The organism is Streptomyces sp. URMC 123 (assembly GCF_051386515.1).
GTDB lineage: Bacteria > Actinomycetota > Actinomycetes > Streptomycetales > Streptomycetaceae > Streptomyces.
In genome coordinates this window covers 18,401-29,445 of sequence record NZ_JBPQTV010000039.1, presented here as the reverse complement: position 1 = coordinate 29,445, position 11,045 = coordinate 18,401, and the positions used below count along the sequence as shown (strand labels likewise).

Annotated in this window: 9 protein-coding genes; 6 read left to right on the top strand and 3 right to left on the bottom strand. The window is 73.1% G+C overall.

Features of this window, described 5'->3' with window-relative positions; all coding sequences use genetic code 11:
- Nucleotides 1-65: 65 nt before the first annotated feature.
- On the bottom strand, nt 66-1,868 hold the full coding sequence (locus ACSNOD_RS07995; protein WP_436766071.1) for an ABC transporter ATP-binding protein: 1,803 nt from the start codon (nt 1,866-1,868) through the stop codon (nt 66-68).
- Between the two features lie 256 nt (nt 1,869-2,124).
- Here ACSNOD_RS07995 and ACSNOD_RS07990 point away from each other — a divergent pair, with 256 nt between their 5' ends.
- Entirely contained in the window at nt 2,125-2,427 is a 303-nt protein-coding gene (locus ACSNOD_RS07990; protein ID WP_436766070.1) for a hypothetical protein, read from the top strand.
- A 139-nt stretch (nt 2,428-2,566) separates the two neighbouring features.
- Here ACSNOD_RS07990 and ACSNOD_RS07985 read toward each other — a convergent pair whose 3' ends face one another.
- Both ACSNOD_RS07985 and ACSNOD_RS07980 read right to left on the bottom strand, forming a co-directional pair.
- Entirely contained in the window at nt 2,567-3,304 is a 738-nt protein-coding gene (locus tag ACSNOD_RS07985) for a methyltransferase domain-containing protein (protein WP_436766069.1), read from the bottom strand.
- 56 nt (nt 3,305-3,360) lie between these two features.
- The gene (locus ACSNOD_RS07980) at nt 3,361-3,963 is read right to left on the bottom strand and encodes a DUF3043 domain-containing protein (RefSeq protein ID WP_436766068.1); all 603 of its coding nucleotides are present in this window, start codon (nt 3,961-3,963) and stop codon (nt 3,361-3,363) included.
- 329 nt (nt 3,964-4,292) lie between these two features.
- Between ACSNOD_RS07980 and ACSNOD_RS07975 the strand changes: the two genes are divergently transcribed.
- The 5 genes from ACSNOD_RS07975 (at nt 4,293) to ACSNOD_RS07955 (ending at nt 11,021) form a co-directional block, all read left to right on the top strand.
- On the top strand, nt 4,293-5,090 hold the full coding sequence (locus ACSNOD_RS07975; RefSeq protein ID WP_436766072.1) for a PspA/IM30 family protein: 798 nt from the start codon (nt 4,293-4,295) through the stop codon (nt 5,088-5,090).
- A gap of 139 nt (nt 5,091-5,229) precedes the next feature.
- Nucleotides 5,230-5,514 (top strand): PspA-associated protein PspAA, encoded by a 285-nt coding sequence (pspAA, locus tag ACSNOD_RS07970; RefSeq protein WP_436766067.1) that lies wholly within the window; start codon nt 5,230-5,232, stop codon nt 5,512-5,514.
- A 96-nt stretch (nt 5,515-5,610) separates the two neighbouring features.
- Entirely contained in the window at nt 5,611-6,993 is a 1,383-nt protein-coding gene (locus ACSNOD_RS07965) for a sensor histidine kinase (RefSeq protein WP_436766066.1), read from the top strand.
- Complete coding sequence (locus tag ACSNOD_RS07960) at nt 6,990-7,676, top strand: response regulator (RefSeq protein WP_436766065.1); 687 nt, start codon at nt 6,990-6,992, stop codon at nt 7,674-7,676. The genes ACSNOD_RS07965 and ACSNOD_RS07960 overlap by 4 nt, the downstream gene beginning before the upstream one ends.
- Before the next feature lie 168 nt (nt 7,677-7,844).
- Nucleotides 7,845-11,021 (top strand): efflux RND transporter permease subunit, encoded by a 3,177-nt coding sequence (locus ACSNOD_RS07955; protein ID WP_436766064.1) that lies wholly within the window; start codon nt 7,845-7,847, stop codon nt 11,019-11,021.
- Nucleotides 11,022-11,045 lie beyond the last annotated feature (24 nt).

Genomic DNA, 11,045 nt, shown 5'->3' with positions numbered 1-11,045 from the left:
GGTCTTTTCCCCGGCCGAAGGCCGGGGAAAAGACCCGCCCCGAAGGGGCGGGAAAAGCAGACGACCTACGTCGAGGAGGCCAGGAGCTGCGTCGCGGCGAGCTCCGCGTACAACGCGTCCCGAGCGACCAGCTCAGCGTGCGTGCCCACGGCACGCACGCGCCCCGCATCCATCACCACGATCCGGTCCGCCAACGTCACCGTGGACAGCCGGTGCGCCACCACCAGCACCGTCGTCTCCCGGGCCGCCTCGCTCACCGCGTCCCGCAGCGCCAGCTCGTTGACCGCGTCCAGCTGCGACGTGGCCTCGTCCAGCAGGAGCAGCCGGGGCCGGCGCAGCAGCGCGCGGGCGATCGCCACCCGCTGCCGCTCCCCGCCCGAGAGCGTGTTGCCGCGGTGGCCCACGATGCTGTCCAGGCCCTCCGGCAGCCGCTCCACGAGGGCGGTCAGCCGGGTGCGGACGAGCACCTCCCGGATCGCGTCGTCCGTGGCGCCCGGGGCGGCGAAGAGCAGGTTCTCCCGGAGCGTGCCCGCCAGCACCGGCGCGTCCTGCTCGACGTAGCCGATGGCGGCCCGCAGCTCGTGCAGCGGCCAGTCGCGGACGTCGCGGCCGTCGACGAGCACGCGGCCACCCGTCGCGTCGTAGAACCGTTCCAGCAGGCCGAACACGGTGGTCTTGCCGGCGCCCGAGGGCCCGACGAACGCGGTCATGCCGCCGCCCGGCACCGCGAAGGAGACGCCGTGGTGCACCAGCGGCAGGCCCTCCCGGTAGCGGAAGGTGACGTTCTCGAACGCCACGGACGCGGGCGACGCCTTGGGCCCGTTCCCGGGCCCGGGAACGGGAACGGGCATCGGCTCCGGCTCGACCTCCAGCCGCTCCGCCTCCCCGATCCGGGCGATCGCCGCCGAGCCCACCTGGTACTGGGACGCCGCCTCCACCAGCTGGGAGATCGGGTCGATGAGATAGAAGAGGTAGAGCAGGAACGCCACCAGCGTGGAGACGGATATCGCGCCGGACGCCACGCGCGCCCCGCCCACGCCGAGCACCGCGAGGAACGACACCTGCACCGACAGGCCGATCGAACTCCACGCCAGGGACTGCCACTTCGCCGAGCGGACGCCGTGCCGCCACGCGTCGTCGACGGCCGCCTCCACGGACGCGGCCTCCCGCCGCTCCGCGCCCGAGGCCTTCACCGTGCGGAACGCGCCGAACGCGCGCTCCAGCACCGTGGATATCGCCCCGACCGCCTCCTGGGCCTGCTTGGTGGCCCGCGAGATCCTCGGCATGACCAGGGTCAGGGAGCTGCCGATCAGCACGATGACCCCGAGCGTCACCCCGAGCAGCACCGGGTCCATCAGCGCCATCATGGCGACGGTCGCCAGCAGGGTGAGACCGCCGGTCATCGCGGCCACCACCGACCGGGTGGTCACCTGGTGCAGCAGCGTGGTGTCCGAGGTCACCCGGGACATCAGATCGCCCGGCTGGGTGCGCTCGATCTCCGGCACGCGCAGCCGCAGCAGCCGTACGACGAGGGACCGGCGGGCGGCGCGGACGACGGACTCGGCGGTGCGCTCCAGGACGTACTGGCCGAATGCGTCGATCGCCGTGCCCAGCACGACCAGCGCGGTGAGGACGAGCAGTACGCCCGCGACCGAGCCGTCGTTCGCCAGCCGGTCCACCAACTCCTTGGCCGCCAGCGGCTGGGCCAGCCCGGTCGCGGCGCCGATCAGGGCGCACAGCGCGCCGAACGCCACGGCCGGCCGGTGCGGGCGGACGTGGGCGTACAGGGCGCGCCAGGTCTGTCTCGCGGAGGGTTTCGCGGTGGGTGGCGCGGCGGCCGTATCGGCCAACGGCGTTGCTGCGGGCACGAGTTCTCCTCGGTCTGCGACGGTCGACGGGACGGCCCCGACCCGTGAAGGACGCGGAGATACGGCAGCGTGCCTGACCGGCGCGGCGCGAGCCACGCATTTTTCCGGTGTGACCGAGGTGATCGAGTCGCGCGGTCGCGCGGTCGCGCGGCGCCGGACGGACCCTGTGCGGGTGCTCGAAACGTCCCCTATACAGTGATCTTCTTTGTTCCGTATCCCCGTGGGTCTGTATGGCCCGAGATCTGGAGTGGTAGTCATGAGCCGTCGTATGTCCGTGCTCGCCGCCTCCGCGGCCCTGGCCGGAGGCCTCCTGTTCACGGCCGTTCCCGCGCACGCCGCGACCACCGGTGACGCCGAGGCGGTGACGGCCCGAGCCGCGGTCACCTGCAACAAGACGAAGCTGCGCAAGCAGATCAAGGAGCTGACCGACCTGGCCAACAAGAACAAGCAGCTCGGCAACCACGAGATCGCCAAGAAGAAGTTCGCCGAGGCCGCGGCGAAGAAGAACCAGCTCGAGGCGTGCATCAAGTCCGACGAGGACAGCAAGGGCCCCTTCTGAGCGGTCCGCCCACTGATCCGGGCCCCGTCGGCAATTCTCTTGTCGGCGGGGCTTTCGGCTGCCCAGGCCGAGCGGGCGACGCCGGTGTCAGCCCGTACGCCGCGCCCCGCTCAACCCCGTACGGGACTCCGCGCCCCGCTCAACCCCGTACGCCGCACAAGTGCAGCAGCGCCGCCACCGCCCGGTACGGGTCCGTGCGGCCCGCCCGCTCCTCCGCCGCCAGCATGGCCGCGAACTCCCGCTCGTCCTCCGGCGCGCCCGCGCCGTCCTCGGCGAGGTCGGTGAACACCCGCACCCCGTACCACGTGTGCAGCGGCGCGCCGATACCCGCGAGCGTCGCGGTCAGCGTCTCCAGCCGGTCGGCGCGTGCCCGCAGGCCGACCCGGTTGACGTACTCGGGGGAGTCGAACGCGGCCATCGCCGCGGCCCAGTCGCCGCTCAGACCCGGCCGCATGGCCAGCGCGTCCGCGTTCCGGACGACCAGCGAGAGCAGCCCGCCGGGCGCCAGCACCCGGGCCAGCCCGGCCAGCATCGGGTCCGGCTCGGGCACGTACATCAGCACCCCGTGACAGAGCACGATGTCGAAGCTGCCGGGCGTGAAGTGCACGCCGGTCTCCCGGCCGTCGCCCTCGATCAGCCGCACCCGCTCCCGTATGCCCTCGGGCTCGTCGGCCACCGCGGCGCGCGCGACCTCCAGCATCCCGGGGTCGGACTCCAGGCCGGTCACCATGTGCCCGGCGCGGGCCAGCCGCAGCGCCTGGGTGCCCTGGCCCAGGCCGACGTCGAGAATCCGCAGCCGCTGCCCGACGGGGAAGCGGGCGGCTATCTGCTCCTCCAGCTGGCGGGCGACCAGCTCCTGGCGGACGGTGTTCCGCACGCCCGACAGTCCGGCCAGCCAGCCGGGCGCGCCGCCGGCGAAGCCGCTCTCCGAGGTCAGGGCCGCTCTCCGCGCTTGACCCGCGGCTTCGGCAGCCGCAGTCGGCGCATCTGGAGCGTGCGCATCAGCGCGTACGGCACGGCGCCGCGCAGGTTCTCCTTCGGGAAGCGCGCCTTGAGCTGCTTCTTCAGGCGGATCGCGATGCCGATCGAGTCGATGACGATCATCACGATCACGCCCAGCCAGGCGATCAGCGAGATGTTCTTGACCTGGAGCGACGGCATCATCGACACCACGAGGATGACCACCGCCAGCGGCAGGAAGAACTCCGCCACGCAGAAGCGGGAGTCCACGAAGTCACGGGCGAACCGGCGCACCGGGCCCTTGTCGCGGGCCGGCAGATAGCGCTCGTCGCCGCTGGCCAGCGCCTCGCGCTGCTTGGCGAGGTCCGCGCGGCGCGCCTCGCGCTGCCGCTTGGCCGCCTCCTTGCGGTTCATCGGGGTCGACGCCACGCTGCGGCGCTGCGACTGGGCGGCGCTGCGCTTGGGCGTCGGGCGGCCCTTGGGGGCCTGCGGGTCGCGGGTCTGGGGCTGCTGGGGCCGGTCGGCGGTCACCTTGGTGAGCGCTGCCTGCTCTTCCTTGGAACGGCTACGGAACACAAGGCTCAAGGGTACGTGGTCCGGGGTGTGGACCCCAGCCCCGAGGGGAACGATCCGGCAACGGCTCCGGGCGGTGGCCCCGTCCCGCCGCGGGCCGGTGGCACCGGCCCGCCGCCGGCCCCCGACACCTTTCCCCGGCCGCCCCGGGCGGGGCGCCCGCCGCCATCTACTCCCTGCGCGGGATGAGGGCCTCCCGTGATCGTCCTGGAGGAGGAGCGCATCGGGGTCCGATCAGTGCGGTAATAGAAGCAGGGCCCGTACTGTGGGTCTGAAGAAGTGCTGGAGCTCAAGCCCGGAGAAGGGGGCGCGCGAGGCCCATGAGCGGTGTCATGAAGCGGATGGGGATGATTTTCCGCGCGAAGGCCAACAAAGCCCTGGACCGGGCGGAGGACCCGCGCGAGACCCTCGACTACTCGTACCAGAAGCAGCTGGAGCTGCTGCAGAAGGTGCGCAGGGGAGTCGCGGACGTGGCGACCTCCCGCAAGCGTCTGGAGCTTCAGCTCGGCCAGCTGCAGGGCCAGTCCACCAAGCTGGAGGACCAGAGCCGCAAGGCCCTCGCCCTCGGCCGGGAGGACCTGGCACGCGAGGCGCTCACCCGGCGCGCGGCCCTCCAGCAGCAGGTCAGCGACCTGGAGACGCAGCACAGGACGCTCCAGGGCGAGGAGGAGAAGCTGACCCTGGCCGCCCAGCGGCTGCAGGCCAAGGTCGACGCCTTCCGCACCAAGAAGGAGACGATCAAGGCCACGTACACCGCGGCCCAGGCGCAGACCCGGATCGGCGAGGCCTTCACCGGCATCTCCGAGGAGATGGGCGACGTCGGCCTGGCGATCCAGCGCGCCGAGGACAAGACCGCGCAGCTCCAGGCGCGGGCGGGGGCCATCGACGAGCTGCTCGCCTCCGGCGCGCTCGACGACCCGACCGGCATGGCCAAGGACGATCTGACCGCGGAGCTGGACCGGCTCTCCGGCGGCTCGGACGTGGAGCTGGAGCTGCAGCGGATGAAGGCCGAGCTGGCGGGTGGCAGTGGCGCCGGGCAGCAGGCCATCGAGGGCGGCACGGGCGGCGCGGCGGGCGCCGCCGGGCAGCAGCAGGGGCAGCAGAGCCCGCACCGGTTCGACAAGCAGTAGACGAGCAGTAGGGGCCGGGCGCGGCGGGGGCCGCGAGCAGCAAGGGCCGGAGGCCGCAGGAGCAGCAGGCGCAGGGGCAGCAGGGGCCGGCCGGCCGGTCGGACCGGGAGCCGTATCCGCGTTCCGCGAGGAGGTCGTCGTGATCGTACGGATCATGGGGGAGGGTCAGTGGAGGCTGGCGGACAGCCACCTCACCGAGCTCAACAAGTTCGACGACGCGCTCCTCGCCGAGCTGGAGGGCGGTGACGAGCCGGGGTTCCGGCTCACGCTGCACGCCCTGCTCGACGCGGTACGGGCGCTGGGCGAGCCGTTGCCCGACGCGTCGCTGGAGCCGTCGGAGCTGATCCTTCCGTCGATGGACGCGACGCTGGCCGAGGTCAGGGAGATGCTCGGCGGGGAGGGCCTGATCCCGGACGCGCCCTAGGGATCACGGGCCGGCGCCGTGCGCCGCGCCGCCCGACAACCTCGCGCCGCCGTGCGACCGACGGCCCCCGCGGCCCGCGGCGTTACCCTCCGTCGGGTGACTTCTCTCGCCGTGGGGCAGGGCCTCGCCCGCCCCAAGCGCTGGCTCCACGCCCACCCGCTCGCGTTCGACGCGGTGCTCGCCGCCGCCGCCCTCGCCCTGGTCCTCATCGCCTCGGTGGTCGAGCCGCACCGCCACCACGCGCCCCGCCTGGAGGAGCACCGCCTCGACGCGACGAGCGCGGTGCTCGCCGTCGTGGCCTGTGCCGCGCTCGTCGTACGCCGCCGTCGGCCGCTGGCCGTGCTGGCGTTCACCTCCGCGGTCACCCTCACCGGGCTGGCGCTCGGCACCGAGGACCCCCGCACCCCCATCGCGTTCGCCGTGGTGATCGCGCTCTACACCGTCGCCTCCCGCACCGACCGGCCCACGACCTGGCGGGTCGGGGCGCTCACCGTCGTGGGGCTGACCGCCGCCGCGATGGCCCTCGCGGAGCGGCCCTGGTACGCCCAGGAGAACCTCGGCATCTTCGCCTGGACCGGCATGGCCGCGGCCGCCGGCGACGCCGTCCGCAGCCGCCGCGCCTTCGTCGCGGCCATCGAGGAGCGGGCGGAGCGCGCCGAGCGCACCCGCGAGGAGGAGGCCCGCCGCCGGGTCGCCGAGGAGCGGATGCGCATCGCCCGCGAGCTGCACGACGTCGTCGCCCATCACATCGCCCTGGTCAATGTGCAGGCCGGGGTCGCCGCCCACGTCATGGACAAGCGCCCCGACCAGGCCCGGGAGGCGCTGGCCCACGTCCGGGAGGCCAGCCGCTCGGCGCTGCGCGAACTGCGCGCCACGGTCGGCCTGCTGCGGCAGTCCGGCGACCCGGAGGCCCCCACCGAGCCCGCCCCCGGGCTGGACCTCCTCGACCAGCTCGTGGACTCCTTCCGGCACGCCGGCCTGCCCGTCGAGGTGACCCGCCGGGCCGCCGTCGACGAGCCGCTGCCGGCCGGCGTGGACCTGGCCGCGTACCGGGTGATCCAGGAGGCGCTCACCAATGTGCACAAGCACGCCGGGGACGGTGCCCGCGCCGAGGTCACGGTCGCGGTGGCCGAGGGGGCGCTGGAGGTCACCGTCGTGGACGACGGCGCCGGCCGGCCCGCGCCGGGCCCCGGCGAAGCCCGCTCGCCGCACGGCCGGCACGGCCTGACCGGGATGCGGGAGCGGGCCGCCGCCCTCGGCGGCCACTGCGCGGCCGGGCCCGTCGCCACCGGCGGTTTCCGGGTGCACGTACGCTTGCCGCTCACCGGAGTCGGCCCGGCCCCCGCGGAGGGGGACCGCGCGGACGAGGGGCACGACGAGGCGTACGGGGACGGGGTCCGGCGGAGCGGCCGGGGCGACGAGGCGTACGGGGACGCGGCCCGGCGGAGCGGCCGGGGCGACGAGGGGGCGGGGACATGACCATTCGGGTGCTGCTCGCGGACGACCAGGCGCTGCTGCGCAGCGCGTTCCGCGTGCTCGTGAACTCCGAACCCGACATGGAGGTCGTCGGGGAGGCCTCCGACGGCGCCGACGCGCTGCGGCAACTGCGCGAACACGGCGCCGACGTGGTGCTGATGGACATCCGGATGCCGGGCGTGGACGGGCTCACCGCCACCCGCGAGATCAGCGCCGACCCCGCGCTGAGCGGCGTACGGGTGGTGATCCTGACGACGTTCGAGGTGGACGAGTACGTCGTGCAGTCGCTGCGCGCGGGCGCCAGCGGCTTCCTCGGCAAGGGCGCGGAACCCGACGAACTGCTGGCCGCGATCCGGGTGGCCGCCGCCGGCGACGCGCTGCTCTCGCCCGCCGCGACCCGCGGCCTGATCGCCCGCTTCCTCGCCCAGGGCGACGGCGACCCGCTGGGCGCCCGGCGCTCCGCCGACGCCTCCCGGCTGGCCGCGCTCACCGTCCGCGAGCGCGAGGTGCTGGTGCTGGTCGCCGCCGGGCTGTCCAACGACGAGATCGCCGAGCGGCTCTCGGTCAGCCCACTCACCGTCAAGACGCACGTCAACCGGGCGATGGCCAAGCTGGGGGCCCGCGACCGGGCCCAGCTCGTGGTGATCGCCTACGAGACCGGCCTGGTACGCCCACGGGTGGAGTGAGCCGCGGCGGAGGTACTGCGCCTGCGGTACGGCGGGGCCGCGAGAACCGACCTGCGAGCGAGGAAAACGTCCCCTCGCATGGCTGATCGTGTAAGCGGGCCTTAAAAGCATCGTGCGCGACGCGTCCGAGGGCCTCGCCGACTGACGTAACAGAGAGAGACCCCACCCATGTCCTGGCTGTCGAGATTCAGCCTCGCACAAAGGGGCCTGATAGCCCTGATGGCGATCGTCGCGATCGTCTTCGGGGCGGTCGCGATCCCCCAGCTCAAGCAGCAGTTGCTGCCGTCCATCGACCTGCCCATGGTGTCGGTGATCGCCCCGTACCAGGGCGCGTCCCCCGACGTGGTCGAGAAGCAGGTCGTCGAACCGCTCGAGGACAGCCTCGAGGCCGTCGACGGCATCACCGGCATCACCTCCACGGCCAGCGAGGGCTCGGCCGTCATCATGGCCAAGTTCGACTACGGCACCGGCTCCAAGCAGCTCGTCGCCGATGTCCAGCAGGCCGTGAACCGGGCCCGCGCCAAGCTGCCCACCGAGGTCGACCCGCAGGTCGTCGCCGGCTCCACCGACGACATCCCGACCGTGGTGCTCGCGGTCTCCTCCTCGGGCAAGGACCAGCAGGCGCTCGCCGACCAGCTCAAGCGGTCGGTCGTGCCGGCGCTCAAGGACATCGACGGCGTCGGCCAGGTCACCGTGGACGGGGTGCAGGACCGGATCGTCTCCGTCACCCCCGACGAGGCCAGGCTCGCCGCCGCCGGGCTCACCCCGGCCGCGCTCGGCCAGGTGCTCCAGGCCAACGGCGCCTCCGTGCCGGCCGGTTCGTTCGCCGAGGCGGGCAGGAGCAAGACCGTCCAGGTCGGCTCCGGGTTCACCTCGCTGCGCCAGATCGAGGACCTGCGGGTCTCCGGCGCCGCGGCCGGCCCCGGCGGCGGCTCCGGCTCCGGTGGCGCGCCCAAGCCCGTACGCCTCGGGGACATCGCCACCGTCAAGGAGGAGCCGACCACGGCCACCTCCATCACCCGCACCAACGGCGAGCCCAGCCTCGCCGTCGTGGTCACCATGGGCCAGGACGGCAGCGCCGTCGCCATCTCCAAGGCGGTCAAGGACAAGCTGCCCGAGCTGCGGCAGGACCTCGGCGCCGGCGCCGACCTCACGGTCGTCAGCGACCAGGGGCCGGCGGTCTCCAAGTCCATCAGCAGCCTCACCACCGAGGGCCTCCTCGGCCTGGTGATGGCCGTCGTGATCATCCTGATCTTCCTGGCGTCGCTGCGCTCGACGCTGGTCACCGCGGTCTCCATCCCGCTCTCCGTCGTGATCACGCTGATCGTGCTGTGGACCCGGGACCTGTCGCTCAACATGCTCACCCTGGGCGCGCTCACCATCGCCATCGGCCGGGTCGTCGACGACTCGATCGTGGTGCTGGAGAACATCAAGCGGCATCTCGCCTACGGCGAGGAGCGGCAGCAGGCGATCGTCTCCGCGGTCAAGGAGGTCGCCGGCGCGATCACCTCCTCCACGCTCACCACCGTCGCGGTGTTCCTGCCGATCGGCGTGGTCGGCGGCATGGTGGGCGCGCTGTTCGGCTCGTTCTCGCTGACCGTCTCGGTCGCGCTGCTCGCCTCGCTGCTGGTGTCGCTCACGGTCGTGCCGGTGCTCTCGTACTGGTTCCTGCGCGCCCCCAAGTCGAGCGCGGGCCTCGACCCCGAGGAGCAGCGCCGCCGCGCCGAGGAGAAGGAGGCCGGCAGCCCGCTCCAGCGGCTCTACGTCCCGGTGCTCCGCTTCGCCACCCGGCGCCGGATCACCAGCCTGGTGATCGCCGTGGTGGTGCTGGTGCTCACCTTCGGGATGGCGCCGCTGCTGAAGACCAACTTCTTCGACTCCGGCAACCAGGACACGCTGTCCATCAAGCAGAAGCTCGCCCCGGGCACCAGCCTGGACGCGGCCGACGCCGCCGCGAAGAAGGTCGAGGGCATGCTCGCCAAGCTGCCCGAGGTCAAGGACTACCAGGTCACGGTCGGCTCCTCCGGCATCATGGCGGCCTTCGGCGGCGGCACGGGCGCCAACCAGGCCTCGTACCAGGTGAAGCTGAAGGACTCCAAGGACTCCGAGGCCGCCCTCGACAAGATCCGCGACGGGCTCGCCGCGCTCGGCAAGGACATCGGCCAGACCAGCGTCGCCGCGGGCGACGGCTTCGGCAGCCAGGACCTGAGCGTGGTCGTCAAGGCCGCCGACGCGGAGGTGCTCAAGAAGGCGGCCGAGCAGGTCCGCGCCGAGGTGACGAAGGTCGACGACGTCACCGACGTCCAGAGCGACCTCGCGCAGAGCGTGCCGCGGATCGCGGTCACCGGGACGCCCAAGGCGGCCGAGTACGGCTTCACCGAGGCCACCCTCGGCCAGGCCGTCGCCCAGGCGGTGCGCGGCACCACCTCCGGCAAGGCGGTGCTCGGCGACACCGAGCGCGATGTGGTGGTGAAGTCCGCCAAGCCCGCCAGGACCGAGGCCGAGCTGAAGTCGCTCACCCTGGCCACCCCGGCCGGCGCGGTCGCGCTCGGCGAGATCGCCCAGGTCAAGACGGTGCCGGGGCCGGTCCAGATGACCCGGATCGACGGGGCGCGGGCCGCGACGATCACGGCCAAGCCGACCGCGGACAACACGGGCGCGGTCAGCGCGGACCTCCAGGCGAAGATCAAGGCGCTGGATCTGCCGGCCGGCGCGACCGCCGAGATCGGCGGCGTCTCCGAGGACCAGGACGAGGCGTTCGGCTCGCTGGGCCTGGCCATGCTGGCGGCCATCGCGATCGTCTTCATGCTGCTGGTCGCGACGTTCCGCTCGCTGATCCAGCCGCTGATCCTGCTGGTCTCCATCCCCTTCGCGGCCACCGGCGCGATCGGCCTGCTGGTCGCCACGGGTACGCCGATGGGCGTCCCGGCGATGATCGGCATGCTGATGCTGATCGGCATCGTGGTGACCAACGCGATCGTGCTGATCGACCTGATCAACCAGTACCGGGCCCAGGGGTACGGGGTGGTCGAGGCGGTCGTCGAGGGCGGCCGGCACCGGCTGCGGCCGATCCTGATGACGGCGCTGGCGACGATCTGCGCGCTGCTGCCGATGGCGCTGTCGATCACCGGCGACGGCGGGTTCATCTCGCAGCCGCTGGCGGTGGTGGTGATCGGCGGCCTGATCACCTCGACGCTGCTGACGCTGCTGCTGGTCCCGACGCTCTACGCGATGGTGGAGCTCCGCAAGGAGCGCCGCCGCGCGAAGAAGGCGAAGAAGCGGGGCGGCACGCCGCCGTCGACGCCGGACGCGGCCCCGAGGGAGCCGGCCTCCGCGGGCGTCTGACGACCCCTTCGGAAGAGGGCGGGC

Bases quoted from the DNA above. Each gene is read 5' to 3' on its own strand.
- ACSNOD_RS07960 (WP_436766065.1), top strand. From the start codon at position 6,990: ATGACCATTCGGGTGCTGCTCGCGGACGACCAGGCGCTGCTGCGCAGC.
- ACSNOD_RS07955 (WP_436766064.1), top strand. From the start codon at position 7,845: ATGTCCTGGCTGTCGAGATTCAGCCTCGCACAAAGGGGCCTGATAGCC.
- ACSNOD_RS07975 (WP_436766072.1), top strand. From the start codon at position 4,293: ATGAAGCGGATGGGGATGATTTTCCGCGCGAAGGCCAACAAAGCCCTG.
- ACSNOD_RS07990 (WP_436766070.1), top strand. From the start codon at position 2,125: ATGAGCCGTCGTATGTCCGTGCTCGCCGCCTCCGCGGCCCTGGCCGGA.